The organism is Parabacteroides sp. PM6-13 (genome assembly GCF_029892605.1).
In the GTDB taxonomy this organism is placed as follows: domain Bacteria; phylum Bacteroidota; class Bacteroidia; order Bacteroidales; family Tannerellaceae; genus QVMG01.
Window position 1 is genome coordinate 402,271 of sequence record NZ_JARXWF010000001.1, and the last position, 22,416, is coordinate 424,686.

A 22,416-nucleotide genomic window follows, 5' to 3' on the forward strand; every position below is an offset into this window, starting at 1 on the left:
AAACAAAAAGACACATGTGTGGCATCGTAGGATATATTGGGAAGCAAGAGGCATTTCCCATTTTAATAAAAGGCTTACACCGTTTAGAGTACCGAGGATATGACAGTGCCGGTGTAGCGTTGATTAGCCCCCAAAACGAATTAAACATCTACAAAACCAAAGGACGCGTATCCGATTTAGAGCTCTTTTGCGAAGGCAAAGATATTTCCGGGCATATTGGCATCGCTCACACCCGATGGGCTACACACGGTGAGCCCAACCAAGCCAACGCGCATCCCCATTATTCACAATCTGAAAGCCTGGCCTTGATCCACAACGGCATCATCGAGAACTATACGGTTCTGAAAGAGGGCTTGAAGCAAAAAGGATATGTGTTTCATAGCGAAACCGACACGGAGGTACTTGTTCAGCTGATTGAATATATCAAAGTCAGCCATCAAACGGATACCATCACAGCCGTTCGGCTGGCCCTGCAGCAGGTAGTCGGTGCGTATGCCATTGCCATTGTAGAGAAAGAGAATCCGGAATTCATCATCGCGGCGCGAAAAAGCAGCCCGTTAGTGGTCGGCATTGGCGAAGAGGAATACTTTATCGCCTCCGACGCCTCGCCCATCGTAGGGTATACCGATAAGGTGATCTACCTGGAGGACGAGGAGATCGCGGTAGTACACCGCGACAAATCGCCTCAGATCCTAAGCCTGAGCAACCTGGAAAAGACACCGCAGATCATCCAGTTGGAGGTCAGCCTGAATGAGTTGGAGAAGGGTGGATACCCCCATTATATGCTCAAAGAGATATTCGAACAACCCCGTACCTTGCGCGATTGCATGCGGGGACGCATCAATGTAGACTGTAACAACCTGGCTCTCTCCGGCATCATCGACCATAAAGAGCGCTTTCTCAATGCGCGTCGCATCCTGATCATTGCCTGTGGCACCTCCTGGCACGCCGGGCTAATAGGGGAATACCTATTGGAAGAGTTCTGTCGCATCCCGGTAGAGGTGGAATACTCTTCCGAGTTTCGCTACCGTAACCCGGTGATCTATCCGGACGATATCGTTATCGCGATCTCCCAATCGGGTGAAACAGCCGATACGCTGGCAGCGATCGAACTGGCCAAAAAGGCGGGCGCTTTTGTGTATGGCATCTGCAACGTGGTCGGCTCTTCCATTGCCCGCAACACCCACGCCGGCTCTTACACCCATGTGGGACCGGAAATCGGTGTCGCCTCCACGAAAGCCTTCACGGCACAGGTGTTGATATTGATCATGATGGCGCTCAACATCGGCAAAGAAAAAAAGACCATCTCCAACGAACAGTACGAACGCCTACTGATCGAGCTGGATCGGATCCCCGGCAAGATCGAGGCCATCCTGGCTCAGAACGCCCTCATCGAAGACCTCTCAAAGATATTCACCTATGCCCACAACTTCATTTACATGGGACGAGGATACTCCTACCCCATTGCGATGGAGGGAGCCCTGAAACTGAAAGAGATCTCTTACATCCATGCCGAAGGGTATCCGGCCGCTGAAATGAAACATGGGCCGATCGCCCTAATCGACCAGGATATGCCGGTGGTGGTGATAGCCACACACGACGGCACCTACGAAAAAATGATCAGCAACATCCAAGAGATAAAAGCACGCAACGGAAGAATCCTGGCTATTGTCAACAACTCGGACGACAAGGTGAAACAGATCGCCAATTTCGTACTCGAAATACCGGAGACCGAGGAGTGCCTGAGCCCATTATTGTCCATCATCCCGCTGCAACTACTCTCCTATCATATTGCCGTCAAAAAGGGACGGGATGTAGATATGCCCCGCAACCTGGCAAAATCGGTGACGGTGGAATAGGATCCATGATCCCCAATCCGTGACTTAGGAATAATTTGCACACAAGTAAAATCCCTACCACAACAATGTGGCAGGGATTCCTTTTGAATTTATGGTTCAAAAAATTAGGGGAATTTTGACCATAGTTTCAGCGTTTAAGTTAAGGTTCTTTTTTCGATTTGCTTGGTTACGTGTGATACGTGTAACTGAGTTTTTTGTGTTTTAGACAGTGCAAAGAACGTCAACATTTCTGTAGTATGCAAAAAATCGAGTAACAAAATGACACTTTTGCCTACCGTTTTAACGTTTGTTAGCTATATTTTCGGGCGTTTTTAAGTGTCGAGATTACATTTTATAAGCAAAACGTTACAAAATCGGTTAAAAAGCAAAGGCTGAGCAATTCCTTGAATTTTGCACTCATCTATGGACTCAAAGAGAGGCCGATGCCACACGATTTGGAAGCACTCCCGACCACAAACAAAGAAAACGAATGATCTCTTCTAAAGAACAAAGCGATAGCCAAATAGCACCTTAATCTGAATATTTTTTCGTTACTTTGCAGGCGCATAATAATATTGTATTCTAATTTTAAAAAACCTATGGCACAGGAAGATGTATTTAAGAAGCTGATTTCACACTGTAAAGAATATGGATTCGTTTTTCCCTCCTCAGAAATTTACGACGGGCTGGGAGCTGTTTACGACTATGGGCAATACGGTGTAGAGTTGAAAAACAATATAAAGAAATATTGGTGGGACAGCATGACGCTGTTGCATGAAAACGTGGTGGGGATCGATTCGGCTATCTTTATGCATCCGACCATCTGGAAGGCTTCGGGCCACGTAGATGCGTTCAATGATCCATTGATCGACAACAAAGATTCCAAGAAGCGCTATCGGGCTGATGTATTGATCGAAGAGCAACTGGCCAAGATCGAAGACAAAATGAATAAAGAGGTGGCGAAGGCTGCCAAACGTTTTGGCGAGGCTTTCGACGAGGCACAGTTCCGTGCTACGAATGGCCGTGTGTTGGAATACCAGCAGAAATGGGACGCGCTGCACGAGCGTTTTGCTAAGGCATTGAACGATTCCAACCTGGAAGAGCTGCGCCAGATCATTATCGATAACGAAATAGCTTGTCCGATCTCGGGCACCCGCAACTGGACGGAGGTGCGTCAGTTCAACCTGATGTTCTCCACCGAGATGGGAGCGACAGCCGACGGAGCCACCAAAATCTACCTGCGTCCGGAAACGGCTCAGGGTATTTTTGTGAATTTCCTGAACGTGCAGAAGACCGGTCGTATGAAGATCCCGTTTGGTATCGCGCAGATCGGTAAGGCTTTCCGCAATGAGATCGTGGCTCGTCAGTTTATCTTCCGTATGCGTGAGTTCGAACAGATGGAGATGCAGTTCTTTGTGCGTCCGGGCGAAGAGATGGAATGGTTTAACAGCTGGAGAGAGTTCCGCATGAAATGGCATAAAGCGATGGGATTCGGCGATGCGAAATACCGCTACCACGACCATGAAAAACTGGCTCACTACGCCAATGCCGCGACGGATATCGAGTTTAATATGCCTTTCGGCTTCAAGGAGGTGGAAGGAATCCACAGCCGTACCGACTTTGACCTGAGCCAGCACGAGAAATTCTCCGGTAAGAAGATGCAGTATTTCGATCCGGAACTAAATAAGAGCTATACGCCCTATGTGGTGGAAACCTCGATTGGCGTCGACCGCTGTTTCCTCAGCGTATTGGCGGGATCCTACCAGGAGGAGGAATTGGCCAACGGCGAATCACGCGTGGTACTGAAGTTGCCACCCGCGTTGGCGCCGATCAAACTGGCGGTATTGCCACTGGTAAAGAAAGACGGGCTGCCCGAAAAGGCGGAAGAGATTGTCGATATGTTGCGTTTCGACTTCCGTTGCCAGTACGACGAGAAAGACTCGATCGGCAAACGCTATCGCCGTCAGGATGCCATCGGTACGCCCTATTGTATCACAGTCGACCACGAAACGTTGAAAGACAACTGCGTAACCATCCGTTTCCGCGACACGATGGAACAGGAGCGCGTAGCCATCGATCAATTGCATGCGATTATTGCTGAAAAGGTAAGTATGAAGAATATGTTGAAACAAATAATGGAATGAAGATGAAAAAGAGTTGGTTTATAGCATGTATGATGCTTTGCACCCTGATGATCGCCACCTCGTGTAGCGACGATGATGAGGAAACGGTGAGCAAAGAGTGGAAAGAGGTGAATCGCCAGGCATTTTATGATATCACGGCGGATAAGACGAATTATAAAGAGCTCAAGGCGCTAAACAACGGTGGCTCTATCTATTACAAAGTATTGAAAGAGGGAGAGGGCACAGAACCGATCTACTACAATACCAAAGTGGGAATCTATTATACGGGAACGATGATCAACCCCAGCGATTACTCCGAGTGGGTGGTTTTCGATAAGCAGGAAGACCCGGAGCAAGATCCCTATGTTTCATCAGCCGGTAGCTTTGTCGCCGGTTTTACCACCGCATTGCAGTATATGCATGTGGGCGATCGTTGGGAGATCTGGATCCCTTATCAGTTGGCTTACGGCGTTTCCGGCCTTAAAGATATCCCCGGATACACCACCCTGAAGTTTGAAGTAGAAGTTCACAGCATCGTAACACCTTAACCGGTAATACGATTATAAACATAAAAAAACTCCCGGATCGAGTCACCTCAATCCGGGAGTTTTTTTTATGCGAAAGGGATCTTCCCTTTTTTATTTAGCGAACTCCACTTTGTTCAGTTTATTCCAGCCACCCCGCGTGAAATCAGGAATCTCCACCGGCATAGAGCCGTTGTCCAACGAGATTTCGGTCAGCGGTATCAAACAGCAGGATTCAGCCAGGTCATACACGTCCATATCCAATGGCAATCCGTTCTGCAAGCAGTAGATCAGGCGATAGTCCATGATAAAGTCCATCCCTCCGTGGCCACCTACCTGGCGTGCCTTCTCTTCGATATCGACAGCGATCGGGTGTTTGTATTTCTCCATAATCACCCGGCGAACCGAGTCAGACACAAAGCGGTGGGCATTCAGGTCTTCCAGGTCGGGCGTGCCGCTTTGAGCCGACAGTTCTTTGCCGTCCAGCGCAAAGCCCTGCACCGGATATTTGTTAGCAAAACCTTTGGTGCCCGACAATTGAAACTCACGGCTGTAAGGACGCGGCGAGGTTACGTCGTGCTGGATCAGGATCGATTTGCCCTTTTCCGTGCGTATCATGGTCATCGTGTGATCGCCATTGCGGAAATCGGTCACCTCTTCACCTGTTTTTTCCTTGATATAGGCCGGGTTACCTACCGCTTTCGTATCAACGGCAGTCAAGAAATTCATCTTATCGCCGCGGTGGATATTCATCGCCAGCATAACAGGAAGCAATCCGTGAGTCGGATAGACGTCGCCACGGTGGTGACGGTTGAAATCCATACGCCAGTTGTCCCAGTAAGAATCCCAGAACGCCTGCAGACCGTGGATGTAGGCTCCTTCGCCGTGAAGCACCTCGCCAAAGATGCCTTGTTGCGCCATATTCAGACAGGTCAGTTCAAAGAAGTCATACACACAGTTCTCCAATTGTATACAATGCTTGCGGGTTTGCTCGGAGGTGTTGATAAGCTCCCAGATCTCCTCCATACTCATGGCTGCCGGTACTTCGATCGCCACATGTTTGCCATCTTTCATTGCCTGCACACCCATGGGGACATGGTTTTTCCAATCGGTGGCGATGTAAATCAGATCGACATCGGGCAAGGCCGTCACCTCACGCCAGATCTCCGGATCACCGTAGAATTCTTTCGCGGCAGGCTTGCCAAATCGTTCCACCAAGGTTTTGTTTACCTTTTCCACCTGCTCCTGGCGGATATCACACAAAGCAACGATCTCCACACCGTCGATTTGTGCCATACGGCTTACGGCACCCGGTCCGCGCATCCCCAGCCCGATAAAGGCTACGCGCACAACTGGGATCGGATCGGCCGTCAGTCTAAGAACATCTTCCTGCCCGGCCGGACGAGGAGGGGTTTGAGTTTTAATCATTTGCGGCCCCGGAGCTTGCTGACAAGCCACAAAGCCAATCAAGAGAAGAGCTAAGGCAAGAAATTTAGTTTTCATACGTCATTTAATTAGATAATATTATAATACTTATATGTGTTCGATCTTGTCGTTTTGCCTTGTATCAAAATAGATCGATTAACCCGATCAACTCACAAATATACCTTTTATCCTCAGACAGGGAAGAAAAAAACATCTCATTTAGGGGTATTTTTGTCTCTTTTCGATTTCTCCACCCCTCTTTTGCCCGCTTTTTCATTTTGACAAAACGTAAGCAAAACCACCTTTTTTCCTTACAATATGATACGTTAAAAAGTGTTACTCCTGCGGGTAATTTAAAATACCCCTACGTTTTCGGAAAAATACTCGGTCGATTTTGACAATTTGTAAATTTGTCTGAACCTTGATTATGCTGATTTTTTGATTTCTCGGATGTGATTGGTTTGATTTAATATGATTATTCTGATGGATGCGGGTCTTCAAATAGGAGAAGATTGGAAGGAGAAGGGAGAAAGGAGAAGATGGGAAGGAGGAAGGAGAAGGGAGAAAGGGAGAAGACGGGAAGGTTTGTGGGAAAGCACGCCGCAGGCGTGAGATTATGCATAACCGTATGCAAGCGTAGCGCAGCTTACGGTAGTGAATCCTCTATATAAAAAGCCCCGCATGGGGCGGGATTATGGCAGATCTCGCACCTGCGGCGCTTGTTTGACAGGTAGTCGCTATACCGTAAGCTGCGCTATGCTTGCATACGGTTATGCATAATCTCGCGCTGGCAGCGCGATCCCCACCTTCAATTCTTACCAAATTTGAAGACACTCCCTTCTCCTTTCTCCTATTTCCTTTCTCCTCCAATATTCCCAAATCTGAAGCCCCCGCTTTCTCCCTTCCCCTTCAAATCTTACCACACCAGCCCCCCATACAAACCGTCAAGCGATTGAACGGGCTGTGTCTTTTATCCGTCTGCTGATATCGCTGAGGGCATCGGATAATGTCTTTAATTCGCCGGGGGTAAAGGTCGCCGGGATCCCGTTTACCAAATGACCATTCAGCCGCTGGGAAAACCAGGCTTTCGTTTTGTTAAAATAGTGCCGGGCGATGTATGACATAGATACAAATTCCAGGATGTCGGCCAGCTTAAGTCGGATATCAACATAATGAATGACGGCATCCGCTTTCTCGCAGGCTTCTCGGGCGCTTTGCTCAAAAGCGGCGATAAAGACCGTTTTTTCTTCCAGACTTTTTTGGTCATACTCCGCTTTCATCTTGTCCATGAAAGCGTTCCGATCCGCTTCGGAATCAAGAGCTACAAACTGCTCTTTCAGTTTTTCAATGTTATTTTTCTCTTGCATACTATCTTACTGTTTATTGTTTCAACTTTTCGAATAAAGCAATCAATCGGTCTAAGTGGTAGTCGATTGCCCTTTCGAGTTCCCTAATCGACATCTCGCTATTAAGACGGTCGTAAAACAGGGCGTAGAACAGAAGGTTTCTCTTTTCGTGATCTACGAGAGCCTTTAACTCTTTTCTTTCTCTTGCATTCAAGGTTTTAGATAGTTTTTGGTTTGGTTATGTAAATATAATAAACATTTGTTTATTGCGCAAGCTTTTAGGCTTTTTTGTCTGACAGGGGAAGTTAAAGGCAAGCAATCATAGATTGCTTCGTTCTGTAGCCAGTTGCCTCAGGCTGCTGGTTTTCAAATAGGAGAAAATTTGAAGGAGAAAGGAGAAAGGAGAAAGGAAATAGGAAAGGTTGGCACAGATGGTATCGGGCTTTTTCTTCAAATCGGAGGAGATGGGAAGGTTTGTGGGAAAGCACGCCGCAGGCGTGAGATTATGCATAACCGTATGCAAGCGTAGCGCAGCTTACGGTAGTGAATCCTCTATATAAAAAGCCCCGCATGGGGCGGGATTATGGCAGATCTCGCACCTGCGGCGCTTGTTTGACAGGTAGTCGCTATACCGTAAGCTGCGCTATGCTTGCATACGGTTATGCATAATCTCGCGCTGGCAGCGCGATCCCCACCTTCCATTCTTACAATATTTAAAGAACCTCCCATTTCTCCCTCCCATTTACCAGATGATCCAAAAACAAAATGATATTCCAAAAATGTTTTTTACTATATTTGTCCTTCTGTAAATCAAATTAAATAATCATATGAAACGACTTCTCATTTTGTTTGTTTTTGCATGGAGTTTATTTTTGCCCCAATGGTTGGCGGCACAGGTACGGACGGAGTTTCTGCTCGAGAAGGGATGGAAATTCACCCGCGAGGATCAGGCTGATTTTATCCGTTCGGACTATGATGATAGCAAGTGGCAATCGGTTACCGTGCCTCACGACTGGGCGATCTATGGCCCTTTCGATGCTTATAATGACCTGCAACAGGTGGCTATTACCCAGGATGGACAGAAAGAGGCGATGCCTCATGCCGGACGTACGGGCGGGCTTCCTTTTGTCGGGGTGGGCTGGTATCGCTACGACCTCTCCATTCCCTCTTATACCCCGGGCAAGCGGGTCACCCTCTTGTTCGACGGGGCGATGAGCCAGGCGAATGTTTATGTGAACGGACAAAAGGTGGGCAATTGGCCATACGGATATAACTCTTTCTATTTTGATATTACAGACTTCCTGCGTGCTGAAGGTACGAACACCCTGGCTGTTCGTTTAGAGAACCTGCCGGAGTCATCGCGCTGGTATCCGGGCGCCGGTATCTACCGCAATGTGCATGTGATCGTGACGGAAGAAGCGCATATCCCGCTTTGGGGAACGCAGATCACGACGCCACAGGTAAGTAAAGAATTTGCCCGCGTGCATCTGAAAACAGAGATCGCTCGCCCGCAGGGCACGGAGGCTTCCCGCTATAGCCTGGTGACAGAGATATGGAACCAGTATGGCAACCGCCTGATCGAGACCAAATCGGCCTTGACTGCTTTCGATAATGACTGTTTCTCACAAGAAATCATTTTGCAGAATCCCCGTTTGTGGTCGCCGGAGGTACCTGAGCTTTACAAAGCGGTGTCTCGCCTGTACGACGGGCAGACCTTGAAAGATGAGTACACCACGACGTTCGGTGTCCGTTCGATCGAGATCATTCCCGAAGAGGGCTTTTTCCTGAATGGCGAAAAGACGATGTTCAAGGGGGTGTGTAACCACCACGACCTGGGACCGTTGGGCGCTGCCGTCAATGACGCCGCGATCCGCCGTCAGTTGCGTATCCTGAAAGACATGGGATGTAACGCGATCCGCACCTCACACAATATGCCTGCACCCGAATTGATCCGCGCCTGCGACGAGATGGGCTTTATGGTGATGCCCGAAACGTTTGATGAATGGAAAACGCCGAAGGTGAAAAACGGATATAACCTGTTCTTCGACGAATGGGCGGAGAAAGACCTGGTAAACCTGCTTCGCCAATACCGCAACAATCCGAGTGTGGTGATGTGGTGTATCGGCAACGAGGTACCCGACCAGAGCAGACCGGGAGGAGGCAAATTGGCTCGCTTCCTGCAAGATATCTGCCACCGCGAAGATCCTACCCGTCCGGTTACCAATGGCATGGATCATGGCGTCAATGTTATCAACAATAATTTTGCCGCCACGATGGATGTGGTGGGATTCAACTACCGCCTCTTTGTCTACCAGGATGCCTACAAGAAACTGCCGCAGGCCATTGTGTTGGGTAGCGAAACTGCTTCGACCGTCAGCACCCGCGGGGTATATAAATTCCCGGTAGAGCGCCGTTCGGATGCCAAGTACGACGACCACCAAAGCAGCGGGTACGACCTGGAACATTGCAATTGGTCGAACCTGCCTGAAGATGACTTTATCCATCAGGAAGATTTGCCTTATACGATTGGGGAATTCGTATGGACCGGTTTCGATTACCTGGGCGAACCTACGCCCTATTATACCGACTGGCCCAGCCACAGCTCCCTGTTCGGTATCATCGACCTGGCGGGCATACCCAAAGACCGCTACTACCTGTATCGCAGCCATTGGAACAAAGGGGAGAATACCTTGCATATCCTGCCTCACTGGACATGGCCGGGACGTGAAGGCGAAGTGACGCCGGTGTTCGTATACACCAACCATCCTTCGGCAGAGCTGTTTATCAACGGCAAAAGCCAGGGCGTTCGCACGAAAGACCTCTCGGTTGAACTGGATGCCAGTGGTACACCCGAAGCATTGGCTTCGCTGGAACGTCAGAAACGCTATCGCCTGATGTGGATGGATACGCGTTATGAGCCGGGTACGGTGAAGGTGGTGGCCTACGATAAGGAGGGTAATGCCGTGGAAGAAAAAGAGATCCATACAGCAGGCAAGCCTCATCGCCTGGAACTGAAAGCAGACCGCTCGCGTCTCTCGGCCGATGGCAAAGATATGTCTTTCATCACCGTACGGGTGGTCGACCGGAATGGTAACCTTTGTCCCGACGCCACCAATCAGGTGAAATTCAAGGTGCGTGGCGAAGGATTCTACCGCGCCGGAGCCAGTGGCAACACCACCAGCCTGGAACTTTTCCATCTGCCGCAGATGAAGCTTTTCAGTGGACAGATGACCGCCATTGTGCAAACGACCGAAAAGGCGGGACCCATTGTCTTGGAGGCTTCCGCTTCAGGCGTTCGCGGAGCCAGCATCGAGTTGATCAGTGAATAAAATCATTGACATAATAAAATAGCTATGAAACCATTTCTCAACACAACCCTTATCCTTACCGTTTGCTTCTTGTTCGGGTGCACCCCCAAGGAGCAAACGGTTCGCTTTCTTTTGTTTAGCGACCTACATGCCGACTCGATCGCTGACGGGAGGGAGCGGTTGCAAACCATCCTTCAGGCAGGCGCGGATCAACAGGTTGACTTCTTTGTCGATCTGGGGGATTTTGCGCAACCCTCATCGGCCAACGAACCGCTCAGGGAGATGATCGCTCAAGCCTCTGCTCCGGTCTATCATGCGATAGGCAGCCAAGATCTGACCAAGGCCGACAAAAAGGAGTTCGCGGCATTCTATGGGCTGCCGGCCTCTCATTATTATTTCGACAAAGGACCTTTCCGCTTTGTGGTGTTGGATTCCAATTTCTTCCTGGATGCAGAGGGGAACGAACAGACGTATGATCACGGCAACTTTGATGTGGCCGAGATCCGTCACGGGCGTTTCAGCAGCGAACAACAGGAATGGCTGACGGAACTATTGAAAAACAAGAAGCCTATCTATGTGATCCTGTCGCATGCCCCCATCAATGACCGGATATCGACCCCCAACAAGAACCGCGACCTGCATCAGATCATTAAAGAGGCTATGAATTCAGGAACACGTATCGCGGCGGTGATGGCGGGTTATAATCATAGCGACAACTACCAGGTGATCGACCGGATCAACTACTATCAGCTCAATTCCGCCAGCTATTTCTGGACAGGCAATGATTTTATAAACAACAAACGTTACCAGAACAGCGACAACAACGATCCGGAACTACCGAACCAGATCAGTTATGACACGACCCTGTACGCCCTTGTTGAGATAAACAGTCAGGGAACGATTACGATAAAAGGAATGCAAGGTGAATTCGCGGATCCGGATACCGACCTGGAACAACTCCGGAAACGATACCCTTTTCCGATCTCCTCTTCGATCAAAGACAGGGAATTGACCTACTGATCAACGTTTTTGTTGAAAAAACTGCTTCATCTCGGCGGCACATTCCTCCTCCAACACACCTTTTGTAACAGTGGTCTTGGGATGAAGCGCGCGTGGGGCAAATTGTAGAAAACCCCTTTTCTCGTCGGAAGCGCCAAAGACCACCTGGCTGATTTGCGACCATCCGATCGCTCCGGCACACATCACGCAGGGCTCGACCGTAACATACAAGGTGCAATCGGTCAGGTATTTGGCACCCAACACACCGGTAGCCGCGGTGATAGCCAGCATCTCGGCATGAGCCGTGGTGTCGTTGAGGCGTTCGGTCTGGTTGTGCGCCCGGGCAATGATCCGTCCCTGGCATACGATGACCGCACCAACAGGCACCTCCCCTTCGGCGGCAGCGGCGCGTGCTTCTGTCAGGGCTTGCTTCATAAAATAGGTATCGTCGAAAGGATTCATCGCCTCATTTCATTTTCATTGAAGAGGGTTGGATAGTCTTCCTCCATGATTTTCAGGATATGTGTCATGATGGTCTCCCGGTACCAGCGCGATTTATTCGATATCTTGTAGCGTTCGAGATAGCGCGTGACGGCCTTCTGCTCTTCGTCGTTGAGCATAAAAGTCACTTTGTGGGAACGGGGTGAGGGTGACTTGGGACTATTCTTGGGTCGCACTTTCTTCATATAGCCGCAAAAGTACATTGATCCAATGAATTAAAAAAGGAAATCCCATTTGTTTTTGATTCATAGAGCCATAAATTCATTTTATTGTATCTTTGCCTATCATTAATATATAATATAAAAACTATGAATTTTATCCTAATCCTTCTCACAGCCCTTGCCTTGGTCTCCTGTGACAACAACAAAGAAAAAGAAGTCGATGCAGAAAAAGCGCGTGTCTTAGCCAAAGAGGCCTATATCTATGCTTTTCCGGCAGTAGAACACAACAAAGCGGTATGGTCGGTTTTAGTGAATAGCCATGCGCCGATAAACACCTTTATCGCCGATACCAAACTGTTTACGCATGAGAATACAGCGGTGGTATCACCCAATAACGACACCTTTTACTCGTATGCCGTATGCGACCTGCGCCACGAACCTGTGGTGATCAACGTGCCCCGGATAGAAAACCGCTATTTCTGCCTGCAGCTATGCGATATATTCACCAACTGCCCGGATTATATCAGTACGCTGGCCACTGGCGAAGGCCCGGGCAACTATCTGCTTGCCCGCTCCGACTGGGAAGGCGACACCCCTGCCGGCATAGATAAAGTGATTAAGATACCGTCTACCATAGTGCTTATTCTTGGACGTACACAGGTTTTTGGCCCGGACGATCAGGACGAGGCAGCCCTTATTGCAAGAGGCTATAAGGCAACGCCACTAAGCGAGTTCGCCGGAACAACACCCCCGTCGGGTGATCCCCTCACCTGGTCGTACGGCTTTTACGATGCCAAGAACGGAACGGTGGAGGGCTTTTTCCAGCTATTCAACGATATGGTAGCCTATCAATTATTGAATGCGGAGGATAAGGCATTGATGGAGAAATTTAAATCCATCGGACTGGAAGCCGGCAAACCGTTCGATATCTCCCAATTCGATGCCGACGTGTGGGCAGCCATACAGGCCGGAGCAGGCGAAGCTAAACAAGAGATCGAGGAACAAACACTGCTTATCGGCAAAGAGGCCAATACCTGGCATTACGCGCCGGCCAATTCGGGCAACTGGGGCACCGATTATATGACCCGGGCGGCGGCCGCGTGGAAATATATCTATGTCAACACCCCCGAAGAGGCGGTCTACCTCACAGTCGATACCGACAGTCAGGGAGAGCCGTTGAATGGCACGAATACCTATCGTATCACCTTTGCCAAAGAGCAGATCCCCCAAGTGAAATTTTTCTGGTCGCTTACGCTCTATAACGACAAAGGCTTCTTGGCGGAGAACCCCATCGGACGCTATAATATCAAAGGCGGCGATGATACACTGAAGTATGGGGACGATGGCTCACTGACGCTGTCTATTCAACACGGAGAGCCGGAAGCGTCTCCTACAACCAACTGGCTACCTGCGCCGGAGGGATCATTTTATATGATCCTACGCATGTATGGCCCGGCGGAAGAGGCCATCAAAGGAGAGGTGGTCTTTCCTGCCATAATGAAAATAAACTAAAACAGCTATGAAAAAGATTTATTTATCCCTTATGCTCCTGGCAGGATTGTTGTCGGCCTGTGATAAATCAGAGTCGGATCCCGATATTAATAAACTCTCTTCGGAAGAAATACGGCAACTAACAGCCGAGGCTTATATCATGAGCTACCCGTTGGTGATGAACTATGCCACCCTATACCGCCAGGTAGCCAATCCACACTCCTCCGAATATACCGGTGGATTCGGTGAGCTTCGCCACTACGGTTTCTATACGCCTGATAACAAAGATATTGTTTCGCCCAACAACGATACGCCCTATACCTGGGGATGGGTCGATCTACGCAGTGAGCCGTGGGTGCTCGTTATGCCGGAGGTCGACGGAAACCGCTATTATACCTCCCAATGCGATGATATGTGGGGCTTTGTACTCGATAGTCCCGGCTCCGTGATCGACGGACAACAAGGCGGCGCCTACCTGCTTGCGACCACCGAATGGAACGATGCCTTGCCAACAGGCATCAAGCGTGCTATCCTTGGCGAATCCTATTTCATCGGCGTACTCACCCGCACAGGAGCAGAAGGTCCTGAAGACCTGGAGAATGTGCAGAAGATCCAGGCTGGCTACCAATTAATGCCGTTGCATGCCTACCAGGGAAAGGCGGCACCCAAGGAGGCTGCCTCCATCGATTGGATCCCTTTTGTCGTCGGTGAAGAGAACAGCATTGAAGCCTTTCGGTATGTGAATTTCATGCTGCAATACATACTTCCGAACGAACTCGACAAAGCGGCGCTTGACAATATGGCCAAGCTCGGAATAAAAGCCGGTATGCCGTGGGATACCTCGAAGTTCACAAAAGAAGCGAAAGAGGCCATGGCGGCAGGTATTGCCGATGCCATCCACACATTAAACACGACACAGGCCAGATCGGGCGACCTGTTCAACACACGCGAGGTGTTGAAAACGAACTATATCTTCAGAGCGTTGGGCGTACAGGTCGGTATTTTCGGGAATTATGCCACCCAAGCGGTCTACCTGTCTATCAATAAAGATGCCAATGGCAACCCGATAAATACAGCTACTTCAAGCTATCGGTTGACCTTCCGACCGGAGCAGATTCCTCCCGCGGAATATTTTTGGTCGATCACCATGTATAGTCTGCCCGACCGTCTATTGGTGGCTAACCCCATAGATCGCTACTCCATTGGCAGCCGCAGCCAACAACTGCAAACCAATCCTGATGGAAGCATTGATGTCTATATCTCAAAAGATTCCCCGGGAGCGGCGCTCGAAAGCAATTGGCTTCCCGCACCCAACGGTGAACCTTTTATCATCATGCGGGTGTATGGCCCTGGTGAATCGGTACTGAACGGCACCTACCAACTGCCTCCTTTGAGTGTTTATCAAAAATAGTATCTTTGTAAAAACGAACTCGCATGGTGAATCGCAGCGAAATAGGACGTAAAGGCGAGGAGATCGCTCGCGAATTCCTTCAGAAAAAAGGATATACGATTCTCGACAACAACTGGCACTGGCACCATTTCGAATTGGATATGGTGGCAATCGATGGTGAATGGCTGGTGGTGGTGGAGGTAAAGACGCGCGCGATGGATCATTTGCTTTCGCCGGAAGATGCGGTCGATCGGAAGAAGATTCGCCGCACGGTATTGGCGGCGGATGCCTATGCCCGTTATTTCAGCATTGAATTGCCGGTGCGGTTCGATATCGTCACAGTGGTTCCCGGTCCGCAAGGGTATGAGATTGAACATTATGAGGATGCGTTTTTGCCTCCGGTACGATAAAAAATGTGTGTATGAATTGTGAAGAAGTACGCGACTATTGCCTCTCATTAAAGAACACGACCGAGTGTTTTCCTTTCGATGATGTGTCGCTGGTATTCAAAGTCGAGAATAAGATGTTTCTGCTCCTCTCGCTCGACGCGGAGGAGCCGGTGATTGCTGTCAAATGTGATCCCGACGAGGCAGAGCGATTGCGTGAGCATTACGGGGCGGTCGCTCCGGCCTATCATTTCAATAAAAAATACTGGAACAATATCTACCTGGAGCGCGATATGCCGGCGAAGGAGATCTGTCACTGGATCCATCATGCCTACCGGGAGGTGATCGCTAAGTTACCCAAACGAATTCGCGAACAATATGCCGACGAATAACACCGAATCGCCGCAGATCATACACCTCCGAGAGGTGGTCTCCACCAATACCAGCCTGCGCGAGCGGGTGGGGCAGCGCGAATTGCCTGAGGGTAGCGTTGTCTGGGCCGATGTGCAAACGGCCGGTCGCGGACAAATGGGCAACAGCTGGGAATCGGAATGGGGCAAGAACCTAACCTTCAGCACGGTGTTATATCCCCATATATTGCCGGCCAACAAACAATTTCTGATCTCGCAGATCACGGCTCTCAGCGTGCAGGAGACCCTATTGCAACATACCGATGAAATCACCGTGAAATGGCCCAACGACATCTACTGGCAGGATAAAAAGATATGTGGCATGCTGATCGAAAATGATATTGCCGGAAGAGATATCTATTGCTCGATCATTGGCGTGGGCATCAACCTGAATCAGGAAGTCTTTATCGGGAACGCCCCCAACCCAATCTCCCTCAAGCAGATCACCGGCCAGGACTACGACCGGGAGGAAATCCTGGATCAGTTTCTATCGCGCTTCTATCACTACTACCTACTCCTTTTACAGGAAGAGGAGGCGGAGATACGCCGCCTCTATGCCCACGCGCTTTACCGCCGAGAGGGCTTCCACCCCTACGAAGATGCCACCGGCCGTTTTGAGGCAATGATCGCCTCCATCGAACCAACCGGCCACCTCATATTGCAACTACACGACGGCACCACCCGCCAATATGCCTTCAAAGAGGTGTCGTTCCTGCAGAACTCCATGTTAGGAGATCATGTTAACCCAGGCTTTCCTGCGGTCACCCATGAGCTGGATTAGTTCTACGATCCTAAATAGCATAAAAGCCACAACAGGCAATATCCTCCGATTGCACTCGTTTTATTCTTATATATGGGGTTTATTACGTACTTTTGCAGCAAATTTGTATGCATATGACAGATGGCAAAAACGAGCGTTTACTGGAGGCGATCGATGACCCAAAGGATCTTCGACGCTTGAAGCCAGATGAGCTTCCGCAGGTATGCGACGAGTTGCGCGATTATATTATAGATGTATTATCGGAGCATCCCGGACACCTGGGCGCCAGCCTGGGAACGGTGGAGCTGACGGTGGCGCTCCATTATGTGTTCAACACACCGGATGACCGTATCGTGTGGGACGTGGGACACCAGGCCTACGGCCATAAGATATTGACAGGCCGAAGAGAGGCTTTTCGTACGTTGCGCACCCTGAAAGGGATCAGCGGATTTCCGAATCCGAACGAGAGCGCTTACGATGCCTTTGTCGCCGGCCATGCCTCTACCTCTATATCGGCAGCACTGGGCATGTCGGTCGCGGCCAAGTTGCAGGAGAACGACGCACGCAAGGTGGTGGCGGTGATCGGCGATGGCGCCATGACCGGCGGGTTGGCTTTCGAGGGACTGAACAATGCCTCGAGCAATCCGAACAACCTCTTGATCATTCTCAACGACAATGATATGGCGATCGACCAGAGCGTGGGTGGTATGAGCCAGTACCTGGTGGATATCACAAGCAGCAAGGCGTACAACAAATTGCGCTACGATACCTTCCTCACCATGAAACGGTTGAAATTGATCTCCGACGACCGCAAAGGCAATATCCTACGCTTCAACAACAGCCTGAAGGCCTTATTGACCAAACAGCATAACCTGTTTGAAGGATTCAGCATCCGCTATTTTGGCCCGGTGGACGGACATAATGTAAAGTATCTGATCAAAATACTGAACGATATCAAAGACCTGCAGGGACCAACCCTGTTACATATAAAAACAACAAAAGGAAAAGGCTTCAAGCCGGCCGAACTCTCGGCCACCGAATGGCACGCACCGGGCAAATTCAACAAAGAGACCGGGAAGCGTCTGTTGCCAAAGAATCTGGACGAACCGCAACTCTATCAGGATGTTTTCGGGCATACCTTGGTGGAATTGGCGGAGAAGGACGAGCGTATTGTCGGGATCACCCCCGCCATGCCGACCGGAAGTTCCATGTGTATGATGATGAAAGCCTTTCCCGACCGTGCGTTTGATGTGGGGATTGCCGAAGGGCATGCTGTCACCTTCTCGGCCGGACTGGCCAAGGAGGGCATGATACCTTTCTGCAATATCTACTCCTCTTTTATGCAGCGGGCGTATGATATGGTGATCCACGACGTGGCTTTGCAGAACCTGCATGTGGTGTTCTGCCTGGATCGTGCCGGACTGGTTGGCGAAGACGGGCCGACGCATCATGGCGTGTTCGACCTCGCCTTTATGCGTCCGATCCCCAACCTGATCATTGCCTCTCCGCTCAATGAGATCGATCTGCGTAACCTGATGTACACAGGATATGCGGCAGTGGACTCGCCATTCGTGATCCGTTATCCACGAGGTAAAGGAGAGAAGAAAGACTGGCGCAACCAGATGGAGATCCTGCCTGTTGGCAAAGGACGCCTCTTGCGCGAAGGAAGCGACCTGGCGGTGTTGTCAATCGGTCCGATAGGCAACGAGGTGATCAAAGCGATCGACATGGCCGAGAAAGAGGGTGCGTCGGTGGCGCATTACGACATGATCTACCTCAAACCAATCGACGAAGAGATCCTGCACAAAGTAGGACAAACATACAAACGCATCATCACTGTCGAGAACGGCGTGATACAGGGAGGTCTTGGCTCTGTCGTGATGGAGTTTATGAACAGCCATGGCTATCCCGCCAAAGTGGAACGGATAGGCGTAGACGATTCGTTTGTAGAACAAGGATCTGTCCCGGAACTGTACAAATTGTGCGGGATGGATGCGGAAAGCATAAGAAAGAAAATGATGAATGTTGAATGATTAATGATGAATCGAAGATCGCTTAGCCAAAGGCGTAAAGCAATGAAGAATGCCATTGAGGCACATCTCATAATTAACCATTATAATTAACCATTAAAGAAAGTGAAGATAATTATTGCCGGAGCCGGCGCGGTAGGAACCCATTTAGCCAAGATGTTATCCCAGGAGAAGTTGGATATCATTCTGATGGACGAAGACGAAGATCGCCTGGTTTTCCCCAATTCTAATATGGAGATATTGCCCGTAGTGGGTAATCCGACCTCGCTGCGTAATCTGGAGGAGGCAGGCATAAACGGAACGGATCTCTTCGTGAGCGTCACGCCCGAAGAGACCACCAATGTGATGGCCTGTATGCTGGCGCACAACCTGGGTGCCAAACGCACGATTGCCCGCATCAACAACTACGAATATCTGTTACCTAAGAATAAAGAATTCTTTGAAAACCTGGGGGTCAACACCTTGATCTACCCGGAGATGCTTGCTGCGAAGGAGATTGTCTCCGATATACGCCGTCCCTGGACGCGCCAGTATTGGGAACTTTTCGGAGGAGCACTGATCCTGATCGGCGCCAAGGTACGCGACAACTCACAGCTGGTAGATAAGCAAATAAGCGAATTACCAAGCGAGGATAAGCACTATCACGTTGTAGCGATCAAGCGACAGCATGAAACAATCATTCCACGCGGAAGCGATGTGATACGCTCCGGCGACCTGCTCTTCTTCACCACCACCAAAGCGGGTGTGGAAGAGGTGCGCAAACAGGCCGGGAAAGAGGATCCTGAAGTGAAAAAGATCATCATCATGGGCGGAAGCCGTATCGCCATTCGCGCTTGTCAGTACCTGCCGAATCATATCCGTATCCGGCTGATTGAGCTCGACAAAGAGAAGAGCCACCGCATAGCGGAGGTGGTACCGGGCAATGTGTTGGTGATTAATGGCGACGGGCGTGATCCGGATCTATTGAAACAGGAGGGGATCAAAGACTCTCAAGCGTTTATTGCTCTGACGGAGAACGCGAGCACCAATATCCTGGCCTGCCTGGCGGCGAAACGGTATGGTGTATTCAAAACCATTGCCGGGGTGGAGAATATGGAATATGTGTCGATGGCGGAGAGTATGGATATCGGCGCGGTGATCAATAAGAAGCAGATAGCGGCGAGCTATATCTACCAATTCTTGTTGGATGCCGATGTGACTAATGTGAAATGCCTGACGTTTGCCAATGCCGACGTAGCGGAACTGGTCGCCCGTCCGGACTCAAAGATCACGCGAAAAAAGGTGCGCGACCTGAAGCTGCCCTCCGACATGACGTTGGGCGGACTTATCCGCAATGGCGAACCGATGCTGATCAACGGGAGTACCCAGATACAGGCCTACGACCATGTGGTGGTGTTCTGTTTGGATACGGCGATGCGTAAGTTGGAGGACTACTTTAATTAATTGAAAATTGAAAGTTGAAAATTGAAAATGAAGAACTAACAATAGGCAATCAAGGCGTATTAGCCAATCATTTTCAACTTTCAATTTTCAACTTTCCATTGTAATTTATCAATTATCAAATATCAATTATCAATTGCTAAACCTTCGTTTCATCATAAAAATGCTTGGGCTGATGTTTCTTTTTGAAACAGTCTTTATGCTCTTGGCTGCCCTGGTTGCTTTTCTCTATGGGGGGGAGGACCTACTACCATTACTCTATTCTTGTGCGATCCTTTTCGGGGCGGGGATATTGTTTTTTCTGATCGGAAGGAATGCCGACGAGTTTAATGCCGGACGCCGGGAGGGGATGCTGACCGTGACCTTCACCTGGCTGTTTCTCTCCTTCTTTGGCATGATGCCTTTCCTCTTGGGAGGATATATCGATAATGTAACGGATGCCTTCTTCGAAACCATGTCGGGCTTTACGACAACAGGCTCTTCTATCCTGACCGATATAGAGGCGTTGCCGAAAGGAATCCTGTTTTGGCGCAGCTTGACGCAATGGCAGGGTGGGATCGGCATGATCGTGTTTACGGTGGCGCTGCTCCCGATATTCGGGGGAGGAGCCTCCCAGCTTTTCGACGCGGAGACACCGGGAATCACGCACGAGCGTTTCCGACCGCGCATCGCCCAGGTGGCCAAGCGATTGTCGGGCGTTTACCTTTTATTGACGGCTTTGGTCATCGCTTTGCTCTGGATCGGTCCTATGGACTTCTATGATGCCCTGAATCATGGGCTGACAACGATCTCGACCGGTGGCTATTCCACGAAGAACAGCTCTGTCGCCTTTTGGGATTCCGCCTATATCCATTACGTTATCATAGTCTTTATGTTTATCGGCGCCACCAATATCACCTTGATCTATTTCTGCCTGAACCGACAACCTTCGAAGCTTTTCAAAGATGAAGAGTTCCGCTGGTTTGCCTTTTTTGTTTTAGGCGCGATAGCCCTGACGGTGACCTGGCTGTTGTATAACGGCTTTGAGTCGGATATAGAGATCGCCTTCCGCAAATCGGCTTTCGAGGTGATATCGATCATAAGCACCTGCGGCTTTGCTGTCGAAGATTATATCACCTGGGGCGGATTCTATTGGGTGATCGTCTTGTTATTGATGATTATCTGCGGCTGTGCGGGTTCTACCAGTGGTGGTTTGAAGATGGGGCGCTTTGTGATTCTCACGAAAAATCTTTCCAATGAATTTAAGAAACAAACACATCCGCATGCGATTATTCCGGTGCGAATGAACGGACATGTGGTATCGACCGAGATCGTGCAACGGGTATTAGCGTTTGTCTTTGCTTATATCTCACTGGTATTGGTCAGCAGCATGGTGTTGGCCTTGGACGGAATGTCCTTTGAAGAATCGCTGAGTGCGGCTATTTCGGCGATCAGCAACGTAGGGCCGGGATTGGGTTCGTTAGGACCTATCGGCAGCTATGCAGAGGTACCGGTGGTTTCCAAATGGTTCCTCTCCTTTTTGATGATGACCGGACGTCTGGAGATATTTACTGTTTTGACGATTCTGGTGCCGGGATTCTGGAAGCAATGATCGCTCCCCGTCAAGATTTTCTTCCTTCCGGATATACGCTTTTGGCATAATTTGCGTTATAATAGGTACGACTAACATAAGAGCGCGCGAAAATGATCGAATATATTAAAGGGGAAATCGTAGAATTGACCCCTGCCCGTATGGTAATGGAGTGTGCCGGAATCGGCTATGAACTCAATATCTCACTCACCACCTACAGTGCATTCAATGGCCGGCAGACCGGAAAAATCTATGTATTGGAGGTGATCCGCGAAGATGCCCACATATTATTTGGCTTTGCCGACAAACAGGAGCGGGAGCTGTTTACGCAACTAACCTCCGTATCAGGCGTTGGTCCCAATACCGCACGCATGATTCTCTCCTCCCTACCGCCGGAAGAGCTGGTACAGGTGATTGTCTCCAAGAACGAAGCCGCCCTGACCGCTGTAAAAGGCATTGGACTGAAGACGGCACAGCGTATTTTGGTCGACCTCAAGAACAAAGTAAAACTTTTGGGTGAGGCACCGGCTACTCCGGGCGCCCTGATGGGCAATGCCGATGTGGTAGAAGAGGCGGTTGCCGCGCTTGTTATGCTTGGTTTCCCGAAGGCGGCATCCCAGAAAACAGTGCTTTCTATCGTAAAAACCTCCCCAGCGCTGCCGGTGGAGCAGGTGGTAAAATCGGCTTTGCGGATGCTGTGATAGTGGCCTCCCA

General features: G+C 49.7%; 18 protein-coding genes. 14 read left to right on the forward strand and 4 right to left on the reverse strand.

Annotated features, from left to right (window positions below; translation table 11 throughout):
• Positions 1–14 precede the first annotated feature (14 nt).
• The 3 genes from glmS to M2134_RS01570 all read left to right on the forward strand — a co-directional run bounded on the left by glmS (position 15) and on the right by M2134_RS01570 (position 4,509).
• On the forward strand, positions 15–1,859 hold the full coding sequence (gene glmS, locus M2134_RS01560) for a glutamine--fructose-6-phosphate transaminase (isomerizing) (RefSeq protein ID WP_280749643.1): 1,845 nt from the start codon (positions 15–17) through the stop codon (positions 1,857–1,859).
• Between the two features lie 578 nt (positions 1,860–2,437).
• Positions 2,438–3,982, forward strand: a complete 1,545-nt coding sequence (locus tag M2134_RS01565) for a glycine--tRNA ligase (protein ID WP_280749644.1) — start codon at positions 2,438–2,440, stop codon at positions 3,980–3,982.
• Positions 3,979–4,509, forward strand: a complete 531-nt coding sequence (locus M2134_RS01570; protein WP_280749645.1) for an FKBP-type peptidyl-prolyl cis-trans isomerase — start codon at positions 3,979–3,981, stop codon at positions 4,507–4,509. The genes M2134_RS01565 and M2134_RS01570 overlap by 4 nt, the downstream gene beginning before the upstream one ends.
• A gap of 90 nt (positions 4,510–4,599) precedes the next feature.
• Here M2134_RS01570 and M2134_RS01575 read toward each other — a convergent pair whose 3' ends face one another.
• Both M2134_RS01575 and M2134_RS01580 read right to left on the reverse strand, forming a co-directional pair.
• Positions 4,600–5,988, reverse strand: a complete 1,389-nt coding sequence (locus tag M2134_RS01575) for a Gfo/Idh/MocA family oxidoreductase (RefSeq protein WP_280749646.1) — start codon at positions 5,986–5,988, stop codon at positions 4,600–4,602.
• Positions 5,989–6,854: 866 nt separating this feature from the next.
• Positions 6,855–7,277: a DUF5053 domain-containing protein gene (locus M2134_RS01580; RefSeq protein WP_280749647.1), complete on the reverse strand. Its 423-nt coding sequence runs from the start codon at positions 7,275–7,277 to the stop codon at positions 6,855–6,857.
• An 806-nt stretch (positions 7,278–8,083) separates the two neighbouring features.
• Here M2134_RS01580 and galB point away from each other — a divergent pair.
• Positions 8,084–10,585, forward strand: a complete 2,502-nt coding sequence (gene galB, locus M2134_RS01585; protein ID WP_280749648.1) for a beta-galactosidase GalB — start codon at positions 8,084–8,086, stop codon at positions 10,583–10,585.
• A 24-nt stretch (positions 10,586–10,609) separates the two neighbouring features.
• On the forward strand, positions 10,610–11,584 hold the full coding sequence (locus M2134_RS01590; protein ID WP_280749649.1) for a metallophosphoesterase: 975 nt from the start codon (positions 10,610–10,612) through the stop codon (positions 11,582–11,584).
• Here M2134_RS01590 and M2134_RS01595 read toward each other — a convergent pair whose 3' ends face one another.
• Both M2134_RS01595 and M2134_RS01600 read right to left on the reverse strand, forming a co-directional pair.
• On the reverse strand, positions 11,585–12,025 hold the full coding sequence (locus M2134_RS01595) for a nucleoside deaminase (RefSeq protein WP_280749650.1): 441 nt from the start codon (positions 12,023–12,025) through the stop codon (positions 11,585–11,587). It lies immediately after the preceding gene.
• Complete coding sequence (locus M2134_RS01600) at positions 12,022–12,249, reverse strand: hypothetical protein (RefSeq protein ID WP_280749651.1); 228 nt, start codon at positions 12,247–12,249, stop codon at positions 12,022–12,024. Before M2134_RS01600 ends, M2134_RS01595 begins: the two co-directional genes overlap by 4 nt.
• A gap of 123 nt (positions 12,250–12,372) precedes the next feature.
• On the opposite strand from M2134_RS01600, the gene M2134_RS01605 reads away from it, so the two are divergent.
• The 9 genes from M2134_RS01605 (at position 12,373) to ruvA (ending at position 22,403) form a co-directional block, all read left to right on the forward strand.
• A complete protein-coding gene (locus M2134_RS01605) occupies positions 12,373–13,737 on the forward strand; it encodes a DUF1214 domain-containing protein (protein ID WP_280749652.1) in 1,365 nt (454 codons plus the stop codon).
• Positions 13,738–13,744: 7 nt separating this feature from the next.
• Positions 13,745–15,127, forward strand: coding sequence for a DUF1214 domain-containing protein (locus M2134_RS01610; protein ID WP_280749653.1), 1,383 nt, complete (start codon positions 13,745–13,747; stop codon positions 15,125–15,127).
• 23 nt (positions 15,128–15,150) lie between these two features.
• A complete protein-coding gene (locus M2134_RS01615) occupies positions 15,151–15,516 on the forward strand; it encodes a YraN family protein (RefSeq protein ID WP_280749654.1) in 366 nt (121 codons plus the stop codon).
• An 11-nt stretch (positions 15,517–15,527) separates the two neighbouring features.
• Positions 15,528–15,884, forward strand: a complete 357-nt coding sequence (locus M2134_RS01620) for an MmcQ/YjbR family DNA-binding protein (RefSeq protein WP_280749655.1) — start codon at positions 15,528–15,530, stop codon at positions 15,882–15,884.
• Complete coding sequence (locus tag M2134_RS01625; protein WP_280749656.1) at positions 15,871–16,683, forward strand: biotin--[acetyl-CoA-carboxylase] ligase; 813 nt, start codon at positions 15,871–15,873, stop codon at positions 16,681–16,683. Before M2134_RS01620 ends, M2134_RS01625 begins: the two co-directional genes overlap by 14 nt.
• A 113-nt stretch (positions 16,684–16,796) precedes the next feature.
• Positions 16,797–18,695: a 1-deoxy-D-xylulose-5-phosphate synthase gene (gene dxs / locus M2134_RS01630; protein WP_280749730.1), complete on the forward strand. Its 1,899-nt coding sequence runs from the start codon at positions 16,797–16,799 to the stop codon at positions 18,693–18,695.
• A 102-nt stretch (positions 18,696–18,797) separates the two neighbouring features.
• Positions 18,798–20,135 carry a Trk system potassium transporter TrkA gene (gene trkA / locus M2134_RS01635; RefSeq protein WP_280749657.1) on the forward strand — a complete coding sequence of 446 codons (1,338 nt, stop codon included), beginning with the start codon at positions 18,798–18,800 and terminating at the stop codon, positions 20,133–20,135.
• Positions 20,136–20,268: 133 nt separating this feature from the next.
• Complete coding sequence (locus tag M2134_RS01640) at positions 20,269–21,723, forward strand: TrkH family potassium uptake protein (RefSeq protein ID WP_280758111.1); 1,455 nt, start codon at positions 20,269–20,271, stop codon at positions 21,721–21,723.
• Between the two features lie 92 nt (positions 21,724–21,815).
• Positions 21,816–22,403, forward strand: a complete 588-nt coding sequence (gene ruvA, locus M2134_RS01645) for a Holliday junction branch migration protein RuvA (protein ID WP_280749659.1) — start codon at positions 21,816–21,818, stop codon at positions 22,401–22,403.
• Positions 22,404–22,416: the final 13 nt, after the last annotated feature.